The organism is Burkholderia pyrrocinia, assembly GCF_018417535.1.
Classification (GTDB): domain Bacteria; phylum Pseudomonadota; class Gammaproteobacteria; order Burkholderiales; family Burkholderiaceae; genus Burkholderia; species Burkholderia pyrrocinia_E.
In genome coordinates this window covers 1,645,640-1,667,179 of record NZ_CP070977.1, presented here as the reverse complement: position 1 = coordinate 1,667,179, position 21,540 = coordinate 1,645,640, and the positions used below count along the sequence as shown (strand labels likewise).

At 62.9% G+C, this 21,540-nt stretch carries 22 protein-coding genes and 3 tRNA genes; 10 read left to right on the top strand and 15 right to left on the bottom strand.

Annotated elements, in window-relative coordinates; all coding sequences use genetic code 11:
* Window positions 1–21: 21 nt before the first annotated feature.
* Entirely contained in the window at window positions 22–2,085 is a 2,064-nt protein-coding gene (gene ppk1 / locus JYG32_RS07780; protein ID WP_174380024.1) for a polyphosphate kinase 1, read from the bottom strand.
* Window positions 2,086–2,364: 279 nt separating this feature from the next.
* On the opposite strand from ppk1, the gene ppx reads away from it, so the two are divergent.
* Window positions 2,365–3,879 (top strand): exopolyphosphatase, encoded by a 1,515-nt coding sequence (gene ppx / locus JYG32_RS07775; RefSeq protein ID WP_174380023.1) that lies wholly within the window; start codon window positions 2,365–2,367, stop codon window positions 3,877–3,879.
* Window positions 3,880–3,967: 88 nt separating this feature from the next.
* Here the strand turns inward: ppx and JYG32_RS07770 are convergent, their stop codons facing one another.
* A complete protein-coding gene (locus tag JYG32_RS07770) occupies window positions 3,968–4,402 on the bottom strand; it encodes a hypothetical protein (RefSeq protein ID WP_213265205.1) in 435 nt (144 codons plus the stop codon).
* Window positions 4,403–4,710: 308 nt separating this feature from the next.
* A tRNA-Pro gene (locus JYG32_RS07765) sits at window positions 4,711–4,787 on the bottom strand.
* 161 nt (window positions 4,788–4,948) lie between these two features.
* Between JYG32_RS07765 and sixA the strand changes: the two genes are divergently transcribed.
* On the top strand, window positions 4,949–5,410 hold the full coding sequence (gene sixA, locus JYG32_RS07760) for a phosphohistidine phosphatase SixA (protein ID WP_174380018.1): 462 nt from the start codon (window positions 4,949–4,951) through the stop codon (window positions 5,408–5,410).
* Between the two features lie 170 nt (window positions 5,411–5,580).
* A complete protein-coding gene (locus JYG32_RS07755) occupies window positions 5,581–6,387 on the top strand; it encodes a GNAT family N-acetyltransferase (RefSeq protein WP_047900365.1) in 807 nt (268 codons plus the stop codon).
* A gap of 208 nt (window positions 6,388–6,595) precedes the next feature.
* On the opposite strand, the gene JYG32_RS07750 is transcribed toward JYG32_RS07755, so the two are convergent.
* Complete coding sequence (locus JYG32_RS07750; protein ID WP_174380017.1) at window positions 6,596–6,766, bottom strand: hypothetical protein; 171 nt, start codon at window positions 6,764–6,766, stop codon at window positions 6,596–6,598.
* Window positions 6,767–6,902: 136 nt separating this feature from the next.
* On the opposite strand from JYG32_RS07750, the gene JYG32_RS07745 reads away from it, so the two are divergent.
* Window positions 6,903–7,079, top strand: a complete 177-nt coding sequence (locus JYG32_RS07745; RefSeq protein ID WP_174380016.1) for a hypothetical protein — start codon at window positions 6,903–6,905, stop codon at window positions 7,077–7,079.
* Between the two features lie 19 nt (window positions 7,080–7,098).
* Here the strand turns inward: JYG32_RS07745 and JYG32_RS07740 are convergent, their stop codons facing one another.
* The 5 genes from JYG32_RS07740 to JYG32_RS07720 all read right to left on the bottom strand — a co-directional run bounded on the left by JYG32_RS07740 (window position 7,099) and on the right by JYG32_RS07720 (window position 12,617).
* Window positions 7,099–8,478 carry an MATE family efflux transporter gene (locus tag JYG32_RS07740; protein ID WP_213265204.1) on the bottom strand — a complete coding sequence of 460 codons (1,380 nt, stop codon included), beginning with the start codon at window positions 8,476–8,478 and terminating at the stop codon, window positions 7,099–7,101.
* A 10-nt stretch (window positions 8,479–8,488) separates the two neighbouring features.
* Window positions 8,489–8,812: a DUF2288 domain-containing protein gene (locus JYG32_RS07735; protein WP_174380014.1), complete on the bottom strand. Its 324-nt coding sequence runs from the start codon at window positions 8,810–8,812 to the stop codon at window positions 8,489–8,491.
* 72 nt (window positions 8,813–8,884) lie between these two features.
* The gene (locus tag JYG32_RS07730; protein ID WP_213265203.1) at window positions 8,885–10,504 is read right to left on the bottom strand and encodes an acyl-CoA synthetase; all 1,620 of its coding nucleotides are present in this window, start codon (window positions 10,502–10,504) and stop codon (window positions 8,885–8,887) included.
* A 367-nt stretch (window positions 10,505–10,871) separates the two neighbouring features.
* Window positions 10,872–11,573, bottom strand: coding sequence for a peptidoglycan DD-metalloendopeptidase family protein (locus JYG32_RS07725; RefSeq protein ID WP_213265202.1), 702 nt, complete (start codon window positions 11,571–11,573; stop codon window positions 10,872–10,874).
* Between the two features lie 132 nt (window positions 11,574–11,705).
* The gene (locus tag JYG32_RS07720; protein WP_213265201.1) at window positions 11,706–12,617 is read right to left on the bottom strand and encodes an aldose epimerase; all 912 of its coding nucleotides are present in this window, start codon (window positions 12,615–12,617) and stop codon (window positions 11,706–11,708) included.
* Window positions 12,618–13,096: 479 nt separating this feature from the next.
* Between JYG32_RS07720 and JYG32_RS07715 the strand changes: the two genes are divergently transcribed.
* The 6 genes from JYG32_RS07715 to JYG32_RS07690 all read left to right on the top strand — a co-directional run bounded on the left by JYG32_RS07715 (window position 13,097) and on the right by JYG32_RS07690 (window position 17,100).
* Window positions 13,097–13,927 (top strand): undecaprenyl-diphosphate phosphatase, encoded by an 831-nt coding sequence (locus JYG32_RS07715; RefSeq protein WP_213265200.1) that lies wholly within the window; start codon window positions 13,097–13,099, stop codon window positions 13,925–13,927.
* A 180-nt stretch (window positions 13,928–14,107) separates the two neighbouring features.
* Window positions 14,108–14,184, top strand: a tRNA-Arg gene (locus JYG32_RS07710).
* Between the two features lie 413 nt (window positions 14,185–14,597).
* Window positions 14,598–14,798, top strand: coding sequence for a hypothetical protein (locus JYG32_RS07705; protein WP_213265199.1), 201 nt, complete (start codon window positions 14,598–14,600; stop codon window positions 14,796–14,798).
* Window positions 14,799–14,804: 6 nt separating this feature from the next.
* Window positions 14,805–15,749 (top strand): hypothetical protein, encoded by a 945-nt coding sequence (locus JYG32_RS07700; RefSeq protein WP_213265198.1) that lies wholly within the window; start codon window positions 14,805–14,807, stop codon window positions 15,747–15,749.
* 225 nt (window positions 15,750–15,974) lie between these two features.
* Window positions 15,975–16,322, top strand: coding sequence for a hypothetical protein (locus tag JYG32_RS07695; RefSeq protein ID WP_213265197.1), 348 nt, complete (start codon window positions 15,975–15,977; stop codon window positions 16,320–16,322).
* Between the two features lie 289 nt (window positions 16,323–16,611).
* Window positions 16,612–17,100, top strand: a complete 489-nt coding sequence (locus tag JYG32_RS07690) for a hypothetical protein (RefSeq protein WP_213265196.1) — start codon at window positions 16,612–16,614, stop codon at window positions 17,098–17,100.
* Window positions 17,101–17,120: 20 nt separating this feature from the next.
* Here the strand turns inward: JYG32_RS07690 and JYG32_RS07685 are convergent, their stop codons facing one another.
* The 6 genes from JYG32_RS07685 to JYG32_RS07660 form a co-directional block, all read right to left on the bottom strand.
* Window positions 17,121–17,381: a pyocin activator PrtN family protein gene (locus JYG32_RS07685; protein ID WP_213265403.1), complete on the bottom strand. Its 261-nt coding sequence runs from the start codon at window positions 17,379–17,381 to the stop codon at window positions 17,121–17,123.
* Between the two features lie 155 nt (window positions 17,382–17,536).
* Entirely contained in the window at window positions 17,537–17,797 is a 261-nt protein-coding gene (locus JYG32_RS07680; protein WP_213265402.1) for a pyocin activator PrtN family protein, read from the bottom strand.
* On the bottom strand, window positions 17,794–18,702 hold the full coding sequence (locus JYG32_RS07675) for a DUF4238 domain-containing protein (RefSeq protein WP_213265195.1): 909 nt from the start codon (window positions 18,700–18,702) through the stop codon (window positions 17,794–17,796). The genes JYG32_RS07680 and JYG32_RS07675 overlap by 4 nt, the downstream gene beginning before the upstream one ends.
* A gap of 489 nt (window positions 18,703–19,191) precedes the next feature.
* Window positions 19,192–19,268, bottom strand: a tRNA-Met gene (locus JYG32_RS07670).
* Window positions 19,269–19,307: 39 nt separating this feature from the next.
* A complete protein-coding gene (locus tag JYG32_RS07665; RefSeq protein WP_213265194.1) occupies window positions 19,308–19,874 on the bottom strand; it encodes a hypothetical protein in 567 nt (188 codons plus the stop codon).
* 544 nt (window positions 19,875–20,418) lie between these two features.
* Window positions 20,419–21,498 carry a hypothetical protein gene (locus JYG32_RS07660; protein WP_213265193.1) on the bottom strand — a complete coding sequence of 360 codons (1,080 nt, stop codon included), beginning with the start codon at window positions 21,496–21,498 and terminating at the stop codon, window positions 20,419–20,421.
* Between the last annotated feature and the right edge of the window lie 42 nt (window positions 21,499–21,540).

Below are 21,540 nucleotides of genomic sequence, written 5' to 3'. Positions count from 1 at the left end.
GATCGGCACCGCACCGCCGGCTCACGAGCAGAACTTCGCGAGTAATCCAAGTTGCGCGTTGCGGATCGTCTTGCCTGCGCGGCGCCGGCGGTAGTGGCCGTCGCTGTGCATCTGCCACGCCGACTGGTTGTCGCCGAGGCATACCGACAGGCCTTCGGCGATCACGCGCCGCTTGAGCTTGCGCTCGCGGATCGGGAACGCGACTTCGACGCGGCGGAACAGGTTGCGGTCCATCCAGTCGGCGCTCGACAGATAGACGTCTTCCGCGCCGCCCGCGTGGAAGTAGTAGATCCGGTGATGTTCGAGGAAGCGGCCGACGATCGAGCGCACCGTGATGTTTTCCGACAGCCCCGGCACGCCGGGCTTCAGCGCGCAGACGCCGCGCACGATCAGGTCGACCTTCACGCCGGCCTGCGACGCTTCGTACAGCGCGGCGATCACCGTCGGCTCCAGCAGCGCGTTCATTTTCGCGACGACGCGCGCGCGCTTGCCGGCACGCGCGTTGTCGATCTCCGCGCGGATCGATTCGATGATGCGCGGATGCAGCGTGAACGGCGACTGCCACAGCTCGTGCAGCGTGAGTTCGCCGCCGATCCCGGTCAGTTGCTGGAACACGTGATGGACGTCCTCGCAGATCTTCTGGTCGGCCGTCATCAGCCCGAAGTCGGTGTAGAGGCGCGCGGTGCGCGGGTGGTAGTTGCCGGTGCCGAGGTGCACATAGCGGCGCAACGACGCCTTGCCGGCCTGCACGACGCGCCGCACGATCAGCATCATCTTCGCGTGGCACTTGTGGCCGACCACGCCGTACACGACGTGCGCACCGACGGCTTCGAGCTGCGACGCCCAGTTGATGTTGGTTTCCTCGTCGAAGCGCGCGAGCAGCTCGACGACGACGGTCACTTCCTTGCCGTTGCGCGCGGCTTCCATCAGCGCGTCCATCAGCGGCGAATCGGTGCCGGTGCGGTAGATCGTCTGCTTGATTGCGACGACGCTCGGGTCTTTCGCGGCCTGCTGCAGCAGCTCGAGCACGGGCTGGAAGCTCTCGTACGGGTGGTGCAGCAGGATGTCGCCGTCGTCGATTGCGTCGAACATCGTCGGCGCGTTCGCGATCGCGGGCGGGGTCGATGCGGCGAACGGCGCGAACTTCAGGTCGGGGCGGTCGACGAGATCCGGAATCTGCATCAGGCGCACGAGGTTCACCGACCCGGTCACGCGATAGCAGTCCTTGTCGCCGAGTTCGCTTTCCTCGAGCAGGCGCCGCACGATGTGCGATGGCGTGTCGGCCGATACCTCGAGGCGCACCGCGTTGCCGAGGTGGCGCGCGGGCAGTTCGCCCTGCAGCGCGACGCGCAGGTTCGTGATTTCGTCCTCGTCGACGAACAGCTCGCTGTTGCGCGTGATGCGGAACTGGTTGCAGCTCTTCACGACGAGTTGCGGGAAGAGTTCGCCGACGAAGCGCTGCATGAACGAGCTCAACAGCACGAAGCCGTGCTCGAAGCCCGACAGCGCGTGCGGCACGCGCACGACGCGCGGCAGCGCGCGCGGCGCCTGCACGATGCCCATCACGGCCTGGCGGCCGAACGCATCGCGGCCTTCGAGCTCGACGACGAAGTTCAGACTCTTGTTCAGCACGCGCGGGAACGGGTGGGCCGGATCGAGGCCGATCGGCGTCAGCACGGGCAGCAGTTCGTCGAGGAAGTAGCGCCGCGCCCATTCGAGCTGCTCGTCGTTCCACGTGTCGCTCGCATGGAAGTAGATGCCTTCCTGTTCGAGCGCGGGCAGCACGGTTTCGTGCAGCATCGTGTACTGTCGATGGACGAGGCGTTGCGCGCGTTCGACGACGAGATCGTAAGCATGCTGTAACGACATGCCGTCGGGCGTCATCGCGCCGGGGTTGTCGCGGATTTGCTCCTGAAGGCCGGCCATCCGGACTTCGAAGAATTCGTCGAGGTTGCTGCTGGTGATGCAGATGAAGCGAAGGCGTTCGAGCAACGGAACTTGCGGATCGGCCGCCTGGGCCAGCACGCGCTCGTTGAAACCGAGGATGCCGAGTTCACGATTGAGAAGCGGGTAACGGACGGACATCGGCAGAGTAGGGGATGATTCAGGCGATGATTCGAAAGGACGCTCGGAAACTCTCACGGTACGATGACGTGCTGATGACGATAATGGTTTTATATCGGCAAATTCTACGCCGGAACCATTTCGTCGCATAAATGTTTCGGCTATATACAATCGAGCAGTGTGCATGCCCGTGAAGCGTGGCAATGGCAAGCGTTCCACGCTTAAAATGTCGCCTTTGACTGATTGCCCCGTGTTGCCGGACCGGCTGCTGCGGGAGAACGCGCACGGAGCCCCATTCTGATGGTTACAACCCCCCACTTGCTGGCTGCCGTGGATCTCGGCTCGAACAGCTTCCGGCTGATCGTCGGCCGCGTCGAGGAAACGTCGGCGGGCAGCCAGATCTATCCCGTCGATGCGCTGCGCGAGCCCGTCCGGCTCGCCGCCGGCCTGTCGAGCGACAAGATGCTCGATCGCGCGTCGCAGGAGCGTGGCTGGGAGGCGCTCAAGCGGTTCGGCGAGCGCCTGCGCGATTTCCATCCCGATCATGTGCGCGCGGTGGCGACCAATACGCTGCGCGTCGCGAAGAACGCGGGCGAGTTTCTCGGCGAGGCCGAAGCGGCGCTCGGTTTCCCGATCGAAGTGATCGCGGGCCGCGAAGAGGCGCGGCTGATCTATGCGGGTGCCGCGCACTCGGTGCCGGCGAGCGCCGGCAAGCGACTCGTCGTCGACATCGGCGGCGGCTCGACCGAATTCATCATCGGCTCGCACTACACGCCGATCGTGATGGAGAGTCTCTATATCGGCTGCGTGAGCCACAGCCGCACGTTCTTTCCGGCCGGCAACGTCGACGAATACACGATGCGGCAGGCCGAACTCGCGGCCAAGCGCGAGATCCAGATCATTTCGAGCGAGTACAAGAAGGCCGGGTGGGACCAGGCGATCGGTTCGTCCGGCACCGCGCGCGCGCTTGCGGAGCTCGTCGAGGCCAACGGCTTCAACGATCCGGGCATCACGCACGGCATTTCGCGCGGCGGCCTCGAGCGCCTGAAGCGCGCGCTGATCAAGTCGGAGAACGTCAACCGGCTGAAGCTGATCGCGCTGAAGCCCGACCGCGTGCCGGTGCTCGCGGGCGGCCTCGCGATCATGCTCGCGGTGTTCGAGGAACTCGGCGTCGACTACGTCGATACGACCGACGGTGCGCTGCGTCTCGGCGTGCTGTACGACCTGCTCGGCCGGACGCAGCACGAGGACATGCGCGCGGTGACCGTCGAGGGTTTCACGCGCCGTTACGGCGTGGATCGCGCGCAGGCCGAGCGGATCGGCGCGCTCGCGGCGCGTTTCTACGACGAACTCGGGGAAGCCGACGACGAGGCGCGCGAGGAAGCGCGGATGTTCCTCGGCTGGGCGGCCGCGTTGCACGAGATCGGCCTGTCGATCTCGCACAGCGCGTATCACAAGCATTCGGCCTATATCGCGAGCAACGCGGACATGCCGGGTTTTTCGCGCACCGACCAGGCGCGGCTCGCCGCGCTCGTGCTCGGTCACGCGGGCAAGCTCGGCAAGCTGTCGCAGGCGCGCGAGGTCGAGTGGCCGCTGCTGTTCTGCCTGCGGCTGGCGGCGCTGCTGTGCCGGCGCCGGACCGATGCGGGGCTGCCGGATATTTCCGTTTCGCAGATGAAGAAGGGCGGGTACGAGGTGCGCCTGCCGAGCGCATGGGTCGAGCAGAACCCGTTGACCGACTACAGCCTCAGCCAGGAGGCTGCCGAGTGGGAGAAGGTCGGTATCCCGTATCGCGTGGTGTATACCGGCGCGTAACAGACCGATAGAGGGGCCCGGAAGGGGCGAGTGGGACGGTTGTGGCGTGTGCCCCTCACGGGGGCCGCATGATCGTCCTGACGGCCGCTCAATCCGACGAGCAGACGATCGCGGTCAGGAACGGAAACGCCTGTTTGACGGTTGCGTCGCTGCCGGCCTTGCGCGCGGCTTCCTCCACCGCACTCTTCGTGCCGCGCACGACGACGCCGTAGGCCCATTCGCCGATCGGCGTGCCGTCGCCCGTGCGGAAGATCGGGTCGTTCGCCTGGTAGCCGAGCACGACATAGACACCGAAGCCGTACGCCGTCAGCGAGCGGTTCGTGCGGAATGCGTTGACCGAATTCGACTCGACGTGCATCGGCTCCGACTGGATGTCGCCGGCGGCAAGCAGCGGCGCGACGAACTTGTGGCCGGTCGAATGGCAGTCGAGCGCGTCGTCGAGCGCCTTGGCCGATGCGGCGCCGGAGGTCGCGAGCGCGAGCAGCGATGCGCAGAGGGCGGTCTTGAGAATGTTGTTTTTCATGCGCTGAGGCGGGTTGTTCACGCGCATTATCGCGTGTTCCCGGATGTGTCGCGCGCGGGCTGCGGGCGGTATCGCCGGCCGCGTGGGTCGTCGGCAACCCGACTTGCGGTCGATCCGGCGTGTCCGCAGCTGAAGCGATGCGCTTGTGGGGGCGGGATGCAGCAGAGGTCGACGCGTTGTCGCATCGACGCCCCAATTGATCCCTACAATGAACAGGATTGCCGCGAGCCGGGAATCCGCGCGGCCGGTTCGATGATCCAGAAATGGAAAAGGGGCTACGGTGTTTAACCGTAACCCCTTGATTCCTTTGGTCGGAGCGATAGGATTCGAACCTACGACCCTCTGATCCCAAATCAGATGCGCTACCAGGCTGCGCTACGCTCCGACGAGCCAAAGATTGTATCGTCTAATTACTGATTCGGTCAATCGCGATATGCGGGTAAATGCCGCGGCGGTGAACCGGCCACGATTTGCGACAATTCGCACGATGAGCGGCCGGCCCTCACGCACGTGCGCGGGGCCGCTCGCCGAAGCAAGGAGAACATCATGATGAACCTGATCCTGTGGCGCCATGCCGAAGCCGAAGACTATGCAACGAGCGATCTCGCGCGCCAGCTGACCGCTCGTGGCCGCAAGGACGCGCAGGCGATGGCCAAATGGTTGCGTGGCCGGCTCGAGACGAACGCCGTGATCCTCGCGAGCCCGGCGGCCCGCACCGTGCAGACCGTCGAGGCGCTGACCGACCAGTACCGGACCGTCGACGCGCTCGCACCGGGCGGCAGCGTCGACGACGTGCTGGCGGCTGCCGGCTGGCCGGAAGGCATCGCGCCGACGGTCGTAGTCGTCGGGCACCAGCCGACGCTTGGCAGCGTCGCCGCGCAACTGATCGCCGGCGGCGACGATAGCTGGAGCATCAAGAAGGGCGGAATCGTGTGGCTCGCGAGCCGCACGCGTGACGGCGGCCGGCAGGCCGTGCTGCGAGCGGTATTGACGCCGGACCTGGCGTGAAGCCGGCCAGAAGGGGGTTGAAGGGATTCGTCATACCGTTTCGCAAGCTTTCTGCTAAAGTCAATTCGGCGACACGTCATTGAAAGGACACGGTCGTGCCACATAACGGTCACGGCCGATTACTACATTGGCGGGCATGTCGTCCTATTCCTTACGACCAGGAAAGCCTAATGCGAGAACTGCCGACGCCTACGCTCCCCTTTGCCTCGCTGCCCCTTGATACGTCGCGGCGCCACCTGCCGCGCGCTGCTGAAACCGTCACATCCGAGTATCGCCTGCGCGCGGCGTGGGCCCGTACCGAAGACGAATTGCGTGAAGCCCAGCGCCTGCGTTACAGCGTGTTCGCCGAAGAGATGGGCGCGCAGGTCAGCGGCCCCTCCGGTCTCGACGTCGATCCGTTCGATGCGTACTGTGACCACCTGCTGGTTCGCGATCTCGATACGCTGAAGGTCGTCGGCACGTATCGCGTGCTGCCGCCGCACCAGGCGGCGCGTGTCGGCCGCCTGTACGCCGAAGGCGAATTCGACCTGTCGCGCCTCACGCACCTGCGCGGCAAGATGGTCGAGGTCGGCCGCTCGTGCGTGCACAGCGACTACCGCAGCGGCGCCGTCATCATGGCGCTGTGGGGTGGTCTCGGCGCGTACATGATGCAGAACGGCTACGAGACGATGCTCGGCTGCGCGAGCGTGTCGATGGCCGACGGCGGCCACTATGCGGCAAACCTGTACCAGTCGCTGGCGGCGAGCTCGCTGACGGCGCCCGAGTACCGCGCGTTCCCGCACACGGCACTGCCGGTCGACGAACTGCAGACGGGCGTCGCCGTGGCGCCGCCGCCGCTGATCAAGGGTTACCTGCGTCTCGGCGCGAAGATCTGCGGCGCGCCGGCCTGGGATCCCGACTTCAACTGCGCGGATTTCCTGACGCTGTTCCGCCTGTCCGACATCAACGCGCGCTACGCCCGTCACTTTCTGGGCTGAGTAGTGTGAATCGCGTCGCGCCCGTCCCGGGCGCGCGCAAGCGAACGCCGTCGCGCGGCAGCCTGCCGCGCGACGGCGTTCTTGCGTTCAGTCAACGTGTGTATCCGGCCCTGTTAATTTCGACGATGCGAGGCTCCTGCCGTGCGACGGGATGGCACGTTCGCGAACGGCCCGGGTTCGACACGGGCCGGACAGCGGGGCGGCCCGCTCAGTGCTTGCGCCGCCAGTCGAGCAGGTGGTGTTCCGCCATCCAGTGGTGGATCATCCCTTCACCGTCATGGCTCCGCTTGTATTCGCGCGACTCGAAGTACGACAGCGCGACCAGCACCATCAGACCGATGAACAGACCGATCAGGCCCGCAATTTCCTCAGACGACATGGCAGCCTCCTTTCCTCGGCACAGCGCCATGCGTACATAGTAGGACATGCGCGGCGCGCCTCCGAAACCGGATTTCCGCTAGACTCGGCGCGGTCGTGGCGCGCGATGGGCGCGCCGATTTCCGGAGCCCTAACCGATGCCCCGTTTCATGCTGGCCGTGCTGGCCGCAGCGCTTCTCGCCGGCTGCACCAGCGATCCTCGTCAGGCCCGCCGCGGCCACCCGCCGGAAGATCCGGCCGACTATCACGGCGTGCCGACCGACATGACGCCGCCGTCGATGCTCGACGCGCCGCCGCCGAAGCCCGTGCAGTAACGGTCGGCCTGGCCGGCAGTCAGGCGCGGGCCGCGGGTGCGGCGTGTGCGTCGGCGCCAATGCGCCGCAGCAGCCCCGGCAGGTAGCGCGCGAGCGTCGCGCCGCGCGCGGCCATGAACAGCAGCAGCGCGAACCAGAGGCCGTGATTGCCGAACGTGCCGACGGCGGCGAGCGTGGCCGCGATGAAGATCGAGAACGACACGACCATCGCGCGCATCAGCGATCGTGTCTGCGTGGCGCCGATGAACACGCCGTCGAGCAGGAAGCCCCAGACGGACACGATCGGCGAGATCGCGGCCCACGGCAGGTAGCGCAGCGCGACCGCGCGGATCTCGGCCTGGTCGGTCAGGCGCGCGACGATCCAGCTGCCGGCAGCCCAGTAAACGAGCGCGAACAGCAGCGCGCCGAGCGCCGACCAGAACAGCGTGACGCGCACGGCCTGCCGGAATGTGCCGCGGTCGCGCGCGCCGGCTGCCGCGCCGACGAGCGCCTCGGCCGCATGCGCGAAGCCGTCGAGGCCGTACGCCATGAACGTCTGGAAATTCAGCAGCAGCGCGTTCGCCGCGAGCGTCGCATCGCCCTGTTTCGCGCCGAGGTGCGCGAACCAGCCGAATGCGCCGAGCAGGCACAGCGTGCGCAGGAAGATGTCGCGATTGAGCGCGATCAGCCGCTTGAGCGCCACGCGATCGGCGAGCGCACGCGCGGCGATTGGCCCGAGGCCGCGTGGCCGCAGCCGCCACAGCATCCACGCGCCGAGCGCGAAACCGCATGCGTCCGCGGTGGCGGTCGCTGCGCCGATGCCGGCGATGCCCCAGCCGAAGCCATACACGTAGAGCAGCACGGTGCCGATGTTCACCGCATTGATGAACACCTGCGCGACGAGCGCGAGCCGGACGCGTTGCACACCGAGCAGGTAGCCGAGCACGACGTAGTTCGCGAGCGCGAACGGTGCGCTCCAGATCCGTGCGTGGCTGTACGCGAGCGCCGTCGCGCGCACGGCATCGCTGCCGCCGAGCGCGGTCAGCGCGAACGACAGCAGCGGTACCTGCAGCGCGAGCACCGCGGCACCGAGCCCGAGCGCGACGATCAGTGCGCGCAGCAGGTTCAGGCGGATGCCGGCGTCGTCGCCGGCGCCGTGCGCCTGCGCGACGAGGCCGGTCGTCCCCATCCGCAGGAAGCCGAAGCCCCAGAACACGAAATTGAAGAACAGCCCGCCGAGCGCGACGCCGCCGAGATACTGCGCGCCGTCGAGGTGGCCGGCGACGGCCGTGTCGACGGCACCGAGGATCGGCTGGGTCAGGTTCGCCAGGACGATCGGGACGGCGAGCGCGAGGACGCGCCGGTGCGTGACGGTGGCCGAGCCGGTGCCGGCCCCGTGCGGTAACGCGGATTCGGACATGGCGGACGCGTCAGGCGCGTTCCTGCACGCAGACCCACGGCGATACGACGACCGCCCACAGCTCCGGGTTGCGCGCCGCGTAGTCGGCGGCGGTCTCGGCCGGCATGCGTGCGACGAGGCCGGCCGACAGCCAGCGCGTGACCTGTTCGGCATCGTCGCCGGCGACCGCTTCCGCGACGCTGACGAGATCGAGGTCGCGTGCGACGGACAGCAGCTTGCCCTGCGCGAAGAAGCGTTCGAGATCGCACCAGTCGATCTTGGCGGTCTCGCCGAGGAGTTTGGCGTAGAGCGGGCTATGCGACGCGCCCGCGGCGGATGGGTGTTCAGAGGACATCGGTTTCTTGGAAAGACTGCGTGGCGCCACTATAAACCATCCGGCCGGGCGGGCCGAGCGGGTGGCTGGGGCTCACGCGTCGCGCAGCGCGCGGCGCACGATCTTGCCGGTCGCGGTCATCGGCAGGCTGTCGACGAACGCGATTGCGCGCGGATACTCGTGCGCGGCGAGCCGCGTGCGCACGTGTGCCTGCAACGCGCGCACCAGCGCATCGTCGCCGACATGGCCCGGGTTCAGCACGACGAACGCCTTGACGATCTCGGTGCGCGTCGCGTCGGGCACGCCGACGACGGCCGCCATCCGCACCGCCGGATGCGTGAGCAGGCAGTCCTCGATCGGACCCGGGCCGATCCGGTAGCCGGCGCTCGTGATCACATCGTCGTCGCGGCCGACGAAGCGCACGAAGCCGTCGGCGTCGATCATGCCCGTATCGCCGGTGAGCAGGTAGTCGCCCGCGAACTTGTCGCGTGTCGCGCCGGGATTGCGCCAGTACTCGAGGAACATCACCGGGTCGGGGCGGCGCACCGCGATGCGTCCTTCGACGCCGGGCGGCAGCGGCGTGCCGTCCGCGTCGACGATCGCGACCGCATGACCGGGCACCGCCTTGCCGATCGCGCCCGGCTGCGCATCGAACAGCGCCGCGCACGACGACAGCACCATGTTGCACTCGGTTTGCCCGTAGAACTCGTTGATCGTCACGCCGAGCGCGTCGCGTCCCCAGGCCGTCAGCTCGGTGCCGAGCGATTCCCCGCCGCTCGCGACCGATTTCAGCGACAGCGCGTAGCGTTCGCGCGGCCGCTCCACGACGCGCATCAGCTTTAGCGCGGTGGGCGGCAGGAACGCGTGGGTGACGCCGTGCCGTGCCATCAGCGCGAACGCCGCGTCGCCGTCGAACTTCTCGAAGCGACGGGCGAGCACGGGCACGCCGTGATGCCAGGACGGCAGCAGCACATCGAGCAGGCCGCCGATCCACGCCCAGTCGGCGGGCGTCCAGAACAGGCGCGCGTCGCGCGGAAAGCACTGCTGCGACATCTCGACGCCCGGCAGGTGGCCCAGCAGCACGCGATGCGCGTGCAGCGCGCCTTTCGGCTTGCCGGTCGTGCCGGACGTATAGATGATCACCGCCGGATCGTCGGCGGCCGTATCGGCCGGCGCGAAAGCGGGCGTCTCGGCGGCGAGCGCCGCGTCGTAGCGCAGCACGCCCGGCGCGTCGGGCGCATCGTCGCCGATGCAGTAGACGGTATGCAGCGCCGGCAGTTGCGCGCGCAGCGGCGCGATTTTCGCGTAGCCGGCCGCGTCGGTGACGAGCGCGGATGCCTCGCTGTTCGCGAGTCGGTATTCGAGCGCATCGACGCCGAACAGCGTGAAGAGCGGCACCGCGATCGCGCCGAGCTTGTACGCGGCGAGGTGCGCAATGGCCGTTTCGGGGCCCTGCGCGAGAAAGATGCCGATCCGGTCGCCGCGTCGCAGGCCGGCGCGCGCAAAGCTGTTCGCGAGCCGGTTAGAAGCATTCCTCAGGTCGTCGAACGTGATGCGGGAAACGTCGCCTTGCGCCGTTTCGTGAATCAGCGCGAGGCGCCCGCTGCCGTCTGCCCATTTGTCGCAGACGTCCACGCCGATGTTGTAACGCGCCGGAATGCCCCACCGGAAGCGGGAGAGCAGGTTGTCGTAGCAGTCGGCGGCGGGCAGCATCGCGGGTCTCCTGGGTATCGAACGTGACGTCGGGCGAACGGATTACATCAGGGTTTCACGCAGACGAATCCACAATGGTGTCTGCTGATAGGGAATCTTCGGACTCGTCCAATAGCCAGGGCTCAGTGCACGATTCCACAATGACGCATAAGATCACGACACAACAGTGATAGGACCATGGATTTGCTTCTGATTGCTGCGGGGTTCAGCCTGATCGGAATCGGCGTGCTGGTGGCGTTTGCCTGCCACGTCGATCCGCTGTCCGGTCGGTTTACCGGCCGTCTGCGCAAGCGCTGATTCGACCTTCCCGATTTTGCCCGAGACGGCACGCGATGCGCATCGGCATCGCGCGCCGGCTGTCGCGCGCTCAGCGCGCCGGCAGGTAGCGTGACGGATCGATCGAGCGGCCGCCGTAGCGCAACTCGAAATGCAGCGCGACGCGCTCGCTGTCGCTGTTGCCCATCTCCGCGATCGATTGCCCCTGCGTGACCGACTGGCCTTCCTTCACCAGCAGCGCGCGATTGTGCGCGTAGGCGGTCAGGTAATCGGCGTTGTGCTTCAGGATGATCAGGTTGCCGTAGCCGCGCAGCCCGTTACCCGCATAGACGACGACGCCCGGCGCGGCCGCCATCACCGGCGTGCCCGGCGAGTTCGCGATGTCGATGCCCTTGGATTTCGAGCCGTCGAACGTGCGGACCACATTGCCGGCCGCCGGCCAGATCAGCGAAATGCTCGTGGCCGGCTTGACGGCCGATTCGACCGGCGCGGAAGGCGCGGGGCGGGCGCGGCCCGCACTGCCGGTGCCGGTGGTCGACGGCGTCGATGCGGTGGTCGTGCCGGGCGGCGGCGCGACGCGCAGCACCTGGCCGACTTCGATCGCATCGGGGTTCGTCATCTGGTTCCAGCGCACGACGTTCTGCACCGACGTGCGGTTGTCGCGTGCGATCTTGTAGAGCGTATCGCCGCGCTCGACGCGGTAGAACCCGGGGCCGACAGGCGCGGAGCCGCACGCGACGAGCAGGGCGGCGCAGGCGGCTGCGAAGAGTCGCTTCGTTGTTGTTCCGAACATTGAACCTCGCAAAACCCTGCCGCTCATGACGCGGCAGGCAACACAAAACGTCCGATTTTAACGGGTTCGACCCGGGCACCGCAGTTTGGGGCCTTTTCGACGCCGTTACGCACTGCTTCGGCGCGCCCGTTATCAGCCTGCGAGCGGGATCACGCGAATCCGCAGCGTGGCCGTTTCGGTCGCGCCCGGCGCGAGCATGCGCAGCCCGAGGCCGTTGTGGATCGCATCCGGCAGGCCGAGCCACGGCTCGACGCAGTAGAAGTCCGACTCCGGCTTTTCGGTCCAGGTCGTGACCGCGTACCACGGGATCGAGCCCGGCACGTCGAGCGCGATCTCGATCGTGCGGCGGCGGCCCAGCATCACGATGCGCACCGGCGTGGACGGCTCGCCGTCGAGGCAGTGGAAGCGATCGAGGATGTCCGGATTGTCGAGGCGGTAGCGCGCTTCGCCGGGTTCGAGCGGGCTGATCGAGCCGTCTGCGCGCTGCTGGCAGAGGCGGGTCGGCGGCAGTTCGAGCGTCGTGACCGTGCGTTCGCCGTGCGGCAATGCGAAATAGAAGTGGTGGCCGGCGTAGTAAGGCAGCGGCGTGTCGCCGCGATTGGTCGTCGTGAGCGCGACTTCGAGCGTGTGCGCGTCTGCCAGCCGGTAGGTCGTTTCGAACCGGAAATCGAACGGGTAGCTCGCGCGCAGCGCGTCGTTCGCGTCGAGCGTCATCGACAGCGCGGCGCCGTCGGCCGACGGTTGTGCGGCGAACGGGAGGTCGCGCGCGAAGCCGTGCATCGGCAGGTCGCGGACCACGCCGGCGGCGTCGCGCCAGCGGCCGAGTTCGCCGTCGACGCGGTGGCGGCCGAGGAACGGGAACAGCAGCGGATTGCCGCCGCGCACGCGCGCGAGGTTGCTCCAGTCGGCCGTTTCCGGCCAGAAAATGACCGGTTCGCCGTCGACGTCCCATGACAGCAGGCGGCCGCCGAATTGCGGGGCGACCCGGACGACCGACGGGCCGGCGTGAAGTTCGTGAATGTCGTGTTGCTGGAAGATCGGCATGGCGAATCGGGTTGGGCGGGTGGACGGGACACGGCGCGCTCCATTATCGGGCCGCCGCCGGTCGGGGAAAACCCTTCTCGGGAAATTGCGAGTTTTTAACAGTCGCAACGGTCTGGATAATGCCTCTGAACCGGTGAGGTTGCCGGGTCATGACACTTCGTGGAGGGGGCCATGGATCTGGCAATGGCAATGGGACTCGCACTGTTCGGCATGTTCACCGGCAGCACGGTATTATTTTTCTATCAGCTCGGCCGCTGACGGCAATTCCTGCCGAAGTCGAAAAGCCCGCCATGCAAATGGCGGGCTTTTTGCTTTCTGTGCGCTTACAAATTGCAAGCGTTTGTGTGCAATGCCGCAATATCCGGCCAAATGCCTTGGCGCAGTAATCCTGGCTCGGCATAATCGGGGCGCGTTTTTTCGGACGCGCATCGCGTCGTCCGTCTTTCTTCCCGCTTAATCTCCATTAAAAGGACCGACGCGTGAGTCTCTGGTTTCTGGTATTCCTGAGCGTCCTGCAGGGCGTCACCGAACTCTTCCCCGTCAGCAGCCTTGGCCATACGCTGCTCGTGCCGGCACTGTTCGGCATGCATATCGACAAGCACGCGCCGCAACTGCTGCCGTTCCTCGTCGCGCTCCACCTCGGCACCGCGCTGGCGCTGCTGTGGTACTTCCGCGCGCGCTGGATCGCGCTGATCGGCGGCTTCTTCGCGCAGCTCGGCGGCCGCAAGAACGACGACGGGCACCTGATGTGGGCGCTGATCATCGGGACGATCCCGACCGGCATCGTCGGGCTGCTGCTCGAGAAGCGCATCGAACGCGTGTTTCACGACCTGCGGATCGTCGCGATCGCGCTGATCGTGAACGGCGTGCTGCTGTGGCTCGGCGATCGCATCCAGCGCAGCCGCGCGCTTCAGGCGCCCGAGAAGATGACGTTCAAGCAGGCGTTCTTCGTGGGCCTCGCGCAGATCGGCGCGCTGATTCCGGGGTTCTCGCGCAGCGGGCTGACGATGATCGCCGGCAATGCCGCCGGGTTGACGGCGGAGAAGGCGGCGGAATTCTCGTTCCTGCTCGGCACGCCGATCATCTTCGCGGCGGGCGTGCTCGAGCTGCCGAAGCTGTTCCATGCGCGTGACCAGCTCGCCGATGCGCTGCTCGGCGGCGTGCTGACGGCGATCGCCGCGTACCTGAGCGTGCGGTTCCTGATGCGCTATTTCGAAGGGCGCGGCCGGCTCGCGTCGTTCGGCGTGTATTGCGTGATCGCCGGCGTGTTCTGTCTCGGCTGGTTCATGCTGCATCCGCAGCCGGTTTGATGCCGCGATAGCCGGTCTCGCGTGATGTGGCGCGATGATCGGGTATAATTTCGGGCTCGGTTTCATGCCGGGCCCGTTTTGTTTCGGGGCGTTGAGTTGGGTGGTGCTGTTGTTGCTGCTGCTGCTCGAAGCCTCGTGCCAAATGCGGTCCGCGTCAGGCGCCGTGTCTTTTTTCCTCGACCGCCCTTAGCTCAGTTGGATAGAGCAACGGCCTTCTAAGCCGTAGGTCACACGTTCGAATCGTGTAGGGCGGGCCAGTGAAATCAAGGGTTTGTGGCTTTTTTTGCTTCAATCAGATTCCCCGTCATTGCTCCATGTAACCGTCATGTAACTGGATTTTGTCAACCCACCTGCTTGTGCACGCCTTCGTGGTCGCTTCGAAAAGCCGCACACCCCTCCGGCGAGCGTGTTTGAGCACAGGCATGAGATGCCTTATCTCCGAGCGACCCCTGACCGAGTGCGCCAGCAATGCAGCGGCCGAGCTCCGCCGATCAATGGTTGTGCAGCAACGCTGAGCTAGCGGTACCCCTGCCTTTTTTGATCTGAGGCATACTGACCATGGGAACGTTTGCTACGATCAAATTGCGCGCTGTAGGTACTGCCCCTCCTTGATCATGGAACCGCTGGCGCACATTATTGGCTTGAGTCTCGAGAAACCCCGGAGGTCCAAATGCGTATCTCTACCAATCGAAGCGAAGAGGGCTTCAAGGGGCTTGTTGACCTTGCTGGCGGCGATATTAAATTGGTTCTCGAAGCGTTAGAGCCTCTTGCGGATGGCTCCCCGGTGACATACGAAGAAGCAGTGAATCGTATTGTTGAAAGGCGTATTGCGCTCAAAGGAAAGAATCTGACGACTGTCACGCCGTTGTAAGACAACGTGTCTCTTGCTTGGGCCACGGTAGTTGTTGCTGTCCTGCTTACGCCAGGCGCTTTTTTCTTTGCTGGTCTTTATGCCCCGCAAGCGATTAGTCGAGAAACCGTTGCTATTAGCCCATTAGGGCAGCTTGCGGGGATTGTTTGCACCTCGTTTTTCCTTCACGGGGCATTTTATATAGTTATCAACGGGTGGGCGGCAAATCACATTCGATGGATTGCTCCTGTTGATCTTAGCTATTTCTTTCCGGTACTTCACGCCGATAATATTTCGGGCGCAGATTTGCGCACAACATCCTTCGGTCTTGCCCAGCATATTGCACACGTCATTGTATATTTTGCATGCATAGATGTGGCTGGTGTTGCGATTGGATTGGTGTGCGGATTGGCAATTGAATATCAATTGCCGTTATTCTCGCGCTTGGCTCGGCACCCATGGCTGTATGAGATACGAGGGCCTTTTAATTCTAAAAGAAAAGGGGAGACAATTATCGCTGTTTCTGCATTATCAAAGGTCCAGGACAGCGGGCAGGTCATCCTATATGAGGGGCAGCTTAGTAACATATACGTCAAGACTGACGGGGCGATTAGTTATATTACACTCACCAGTGCAATGAGTAGCGTGGTTGCAATACCAAACCGCGCTCCTATAGTTGCTGTATCACCAGCGGATATGCTCGGAACACCGTTTATCCCTGCCGCAGTCAGTAGAGGCCCCGATTGGCCGCTACAGCAGAGTGCTAACGTAGATAAATCACAGCGACATAAGAGTGATATGCTGTTTCTTTCCGGAGCGGAGATTAGCAATTTCTATCTCGAGCGCAGATTTTGGGGCGACAACATTACATCAAAAGAGCAAGGCCGCCTACTTGAAAAGGGGCGTCAAGCGCTTGTCGCCGCAGGGATTAACGAAAATACTACCAGTGACGAGACCGCCTTGCAGCGGTGAGGGTGACGCGCTACGCTCGAAACTCGCTGAGTTGCGGCCGATCAATCGAGGTGGCTTGTGCCAGTGGAGCAGTATGGGACGGGCGCTAGCCATTGCGGTTCGCGCTGTCTACCCCTTCGCAGAGCGGCATACTAGGCCACCGCAGGTTTCGATGATTCAGGTCGACGAGATGCTCGGGAACAGTCGATCGTCGCAGATTGACAATGCTCTGCGTAGGAAATCAATGTGAATACGAAAACGGGAAAGGCCAGCTTATATAGGTCCGACGAGGATTTTTGGCGGGATCTGGACAGGCTAAACGCTCTCGATAACCCATATTTGCCATGGCGCGCAGTTGAAGCTCGCAAGAGCCACATAGATGCGTTTGGGGACACGGTCGCGGTAAGGGAAATTCATTTCGTGAAGGATGCTGGACGCGCGTTCACACCTGCTTTTCGCCTATCTCGTAGTTCCATGGAAAAGGTTCTATACGTGGCCGTGCATCTCAATCCGACCATTCAGGGACTCGCGGATAAACTGATACAGAAGTCGGAGGATGAGTTTATGCGCAAGTTGGATCAGGCGAAGCCATGAGATTTGCCCAGCCGCGTAATGGGCCGTCGGTAAAGTGACATGCCCGTTGCCACGGTCCAGATAAAAAGCCCGCGTGCTTTCGCAGAATGGGCTTCGATGATGCTAGTAGGGCAGTGGCGTTCCGACCCTTGAGATGCTCATACTCGGCATTGCAGGCCTGTTCCGACTCGTGGGTACAAGGGCTTTGCCAGCAGCGGTAGCGCCGGTTCGAATTTGGGCGCGGGCATCTTGCGACGCTCTTGATCCGATATTCTCTCGGGTATCGGGAGCGAACGAGGAGACTTAGGTTATGGACATCCGAAATGATCTTGTGGATGACGCGCGAGGCCGGGAATCGGCCCGGCGGCACGCAGCGCGTTCCATGCTCGAGCAATGGTGGGAACGCTTGTCGGAGCGCTCATCCACATGGGACCTTGAGACAGTCAAACACCTGGTCGTGCTGAATGCGGCTGGCTTGGCCGGCGTGGCAACTCTATTGGCGGGTGCGAAGCTGCCTCATCCGAAGTGGATCGGCGCCACTGCGTTGCTCGGATATGGGCTCGGGGTTGCTTTCGCTATTCTCAATATGTATCTCGCCTCAGTGAGCTTTGACAGGATGCTGAATGAAGTCAAATCGCGAATGGTGGAAGTGGGGGATTTGTCCAAGCAAATAGACCATGTGTACGATCGCCTCACTGCCGGAAGACGACTCAATGTTGCGGGTCAGGTTTGTGGATGGGTAAGCGCAATGCTTGCCATTGCAAGCACGCTCGCGATCGGCTTCAGTCTCGTCAACTGATCGACATACGCGATCAGCGGCTATGCGCGTAACTGCGCACACTCCTTCACTGCTGCTGCCCGACGCTCGTCGATGTAGTTCGCCAGATCCTGAATATGGACGCCCTTAGCGCACTTCTGGGACTTTCCCATCCGAATGAGCGGGAGCGGAATTTCGCCAGTGCTGATCTTTCTGACAAGCGTCGCGACCGTCATCGGCGCGAAGTAGTCTCGGCACACGACATCGATCGGTATGATCGCTGTCGCGTTGTACTGAGCCATCAGCAAGAAGACTGTGTTCATGGTCCGTGGGTCGCAATTGAATTGTCCGGTGATCGCGCGGGCGACGCTGGGCCGAATGAGCAGCGCTGCACCAACTGCCCATTCAGCCAATGGCACGCGCGCAATTGGCATCAGCCTTGCCCACTGAATCGGCAACTGCATCGATTGGCAGAGCGCTAGGAGCGCAGCTGCTCGCATTCCTTTAATGCGGCAGCACGCCGCTCATCGATGTAGTTCGCGAGATCTTGAATGTGAACGCCCTTTGCTGCCTTTTTTGACCGTTCCATCCGAACGAGTGGGATGGCAATGTCGCCGGTACTTACCTTGCGAACAAACTGGGGCACGGTGAGATGCGAGAAGTAGTCACGACAGACGAGCTCGACCGGAACGACGGCAGTTGCCCCGTACTGTGCCATCAGTAAGAAGACTGTATTCATGAAGAGCGTGGAACCCATGCGGGATCGTGTTGAGCAGAGCGTAAAGCCTCCTCCGAAGTACCGAACAGCTGCGCGTGGCACCCTGATGCAAGTTTCGCATTGAGGCCGCGGACTTGCTCCGTCGTAAGTGTTTCGCTGGCAAGAGGGAGTTCGTCATCGACCTCGTTCAATACCAATGCAAGGTCAGGAGAAATCGGGTAGTAGAGGGCCAAACGCTCAGGCGGGCCGTCTGCAATGGCCAATAGATTAGCCACGGGCTGATCACCGGTTATGAACGGCACGTCAGTCGTGTTCTGAATCAACACAAGTTTGCGTCGCCGTCGTTCAACATACAGGGTCGCCCCAACGTTTTCCGCGAAGGTAATGGCGAGGATCGGCCAGATTCTGGATATGTCTAGAACGCCGCTTTCCGCGTTCAGCGCTAAAACACGTTCGCGAACACCCTTTGTTCGCATGTTCTGAGTGCACAGGTAGTGAAGGAACGGGATGCAGTCTTGGTCGTGTCTATAGAAATCGATGTCGTGAACCAGCGCCCTTTTCAGTAACGGGATGAACGAGTGTTCAATCGCTGTGTGCCATTCCTCGAGGACGTTGCTGTGAAATGTATCAATCTCGCTATCGATGTCTGGTGATATGCCTTTGAGCCTGGAAGGAATTGCAATCCTTTCCAAAAATCTAAGCTGGCTTTGACGTGCGTCCTCGTTCTTCACTCCGCCGATCAAGACGCGGGCGAGCTGCAGATCTTGATTGCTGAGAGCCTTCAGTGTGTAGAAGTCGCGATCCACTGCAACTCGGACGGTTCCGGTTCGGAAGATCGAATCTGCGGCCAAGCATGTTATCGCCCCGTTGACTAGCCACGATTTCAGATAGTGTTGCCAGACATGGTGATGAAGTCGCTTTCTCATGTCATTTCTCGCGCTTCGAAGGATTGATTTTTTGATTGGCCTACGGTTGATCACATGCCCCGCGATAGTGATGCGGGGCAAAAAACATGCGTGATTACTGGCGTACAGTCCTCGGGTCAAGGCCGCCGATGAAATCGTCCGAACCGACACGATGAGAGCCGTAGTCGAAAACGTAGTCCGGGCCCAACTCTGCTGCCACCGCGTTGGCAGCGTCCTCGCTTGGGTAAACGCCAGCGAAGTGCCACGGTGCTCGTCGAATCACTCCCCATCCCAGAACATGCCCTTTGTTATCCGGATCAGGTTTCAGCCCCGTAACGTCAATTTGCATAATGCCTCCTTGAAAAAGGAGATCATTATCTGCCATATGAGAATCGGTATCGAGGAGGTGATGATCAGAATTCGTCGCGGGTGGCTTCTTGTCGTCACAACGGCGAGATGCCGCGTACGAAATGAAAAGCCCGCTTGCTGTCGCAAAGCGGGCTTCGATGTTGGTTGCGGGGATAGGATTTGAACCTATGACCTTCGGGTTATGAGCCCGACGAGCTGCCAGACTGCTCCACCCCGCGGCGCGGAGTGTACTCGCACCGCCGCAGTGCGTCAAACGGTCAGCGGTCCTCGCTGAACTGAACCTCCGGTTCCCCCAGTTGTGCAATCTGCTTGTGGACATGGGCGACCAGCACCGAGGTGATCTTGTCGGCCTCGATGCCGAGTTCGGAGGCAATCAGTGGCCCGACCTTTGCCGGCCAGTTGAGCCACGCATCGCGCTGTGCCCGGAACTCCTCGAAGAGGACGGTGCTGGCGGTATCGAGCTCCACCAGGGCGCCAGACTTCTTCTCGAAATCGAGGCGATGCAGTAGGGCGAGATAGACCTCCTTAATGCGCCTGGCTTCGTCGAAACTCGTGCCATCGACATCGATCTCGCCCGCGAGGCGTTCAGCAGCCTGGTCGAGTGATTCGCCGGGCTGGATCTCGATGTCGACTACTGCATCCTTGCTCGCCTCCGGCTGAACGGGAGAGCCGCCGCGCCGAACCCGGCCGAGCCGAGCCAGGGACGCATCGACGTCGACGCGCGCGCCCTGCATGACGAGTTTGCTCTCGCGCTTCCAGTTGAGCACGGCCTGTCGTGACACGCCGCACAGGTCCGCAAATTCCGACTGCTTCATGAATGCCATGTTGATTTCCTCTGGCAAAGGTGCGGCCGGCACGGCCGCGAAATTGGGTGCTCGAGCTCGTTCGCCCGTCAATTTGTCAACCTGCTGTCAACCAACTTGACAGAATTTCGCCGGTCAACGCGCGAATGAAATTCTTTTCGTTTCATGGGCTTAAGTCCATTTTGTCAAGCTATAGAATTTCCCTATCGATGATTCTGTCAAGCAAATCCAGAAGTTTGTAGCTGGTCGAAAATCGCGGTGCGCAGTGCCCGCATGTTCGGAGATCCCGCCGAAGGACCCGGGCGGTTTCGAGGGCACGCCTGGTCGTCCGAAGGGCCGAATTCCGCGTCGACGGCGGCCGTTTTGCGAGCGAGACTCGATCGACCGGCCCGAAAATTCACGATGACCATTTGGGATCGTGATTCTTTGTCATTGTTGGGGTTGCGGGGTGTAGTTCGCCACTGGCGCGGTCGAACCCTTGAAGCCCCGCATTAAGAAAGGGCTGCAGCGGGTTCGGACCGCCGTTTAATTGAAAGCCATTCGTGGATGGCATCGTTCTGAATGGTTACTGCATGCACATGTACGTGACGTACTTGCCACTGATGTCGGCGGATGACGCGATCGTGAACCCCGCCGTAGACAGCGCTGACATGGACAGCACGGCAGTGCCAGATCCTAACCCGGTGATCACGCAACTCGGCGTCGACGCGTAGGCCTGGTTGAAGGTCACGGTACACGAGGTAACGCTACCCGTTCCCATCACCAGCGTGCCGCGAACGTCATTCGCGAATGCGGCGGACGCACCCGTTCCGCAATTTGACATCGTGACGTTTCCGAGTGCCGACGATGCTGCGGAAACATGATTGTCGAATTGAACATTACCGCTCGTCGTGAGCGTAAATGCGTCAATCGCGCCGCCATTGAACTGGACCGGCCGGTAGTGCCCGGCACCGTCGATCACCTGAGAAAACAGATATTTCGCATTGGTTGCCGGGTCCGGAGCGCCGAAAATGAACTGCTCTTGATTGGGGCCGCCGACTCGATTTACTACCAAAAATGCGCCGGCCTGCGGGGAAGGATACAAAACAAAGTTGGTATCGTAGCCAGCTAAATTGGAGGGACCGACCATCACAATATCGTTCGGTGCGCCGTCGTTCGACAGCAACGCTCCGTTGACGCTTCCGCCAAACTGGATCGATCCAGATCCATTCAGTTGGATCGAGGATCCGGACGGCCATGCGATCTGATTGTTATTATTATTTACCAGCGTGATCGGGTTCGTGCCTGAGCTCGTCGGGATCGAGATCGACGTTGCCGTAGCAGCTCCGGCGACGCTAAGCGCCCCCGACACACTCGCACTGCCCGTGTTGATGGTCGTGAATGCAGCGGCGCTGGGAGCACTGCCTCCGATTGCGGTGCCATTGATCGCACCGCCCGTAATTGCAACATTGGTACTTGTCAGCGTCGGCACTGTGAGTGGACCCGTCAGCGCACCTCCCGACAGCGGGAGCACGTTCGAGAACGCTTGGTTCAGTTGACTGGCTGTGAGGACCTGTCCGGGGCTGAACTGTGAATATGCGGTAGACGTCCAGAGGAGGGCGAACGCGATACTCGCTGTAGCGGTGAATGAGATGATTTTCTTCATGGCAACTTCGAAACTCCTGAGTTTAATGAGAGGGTTCTACCG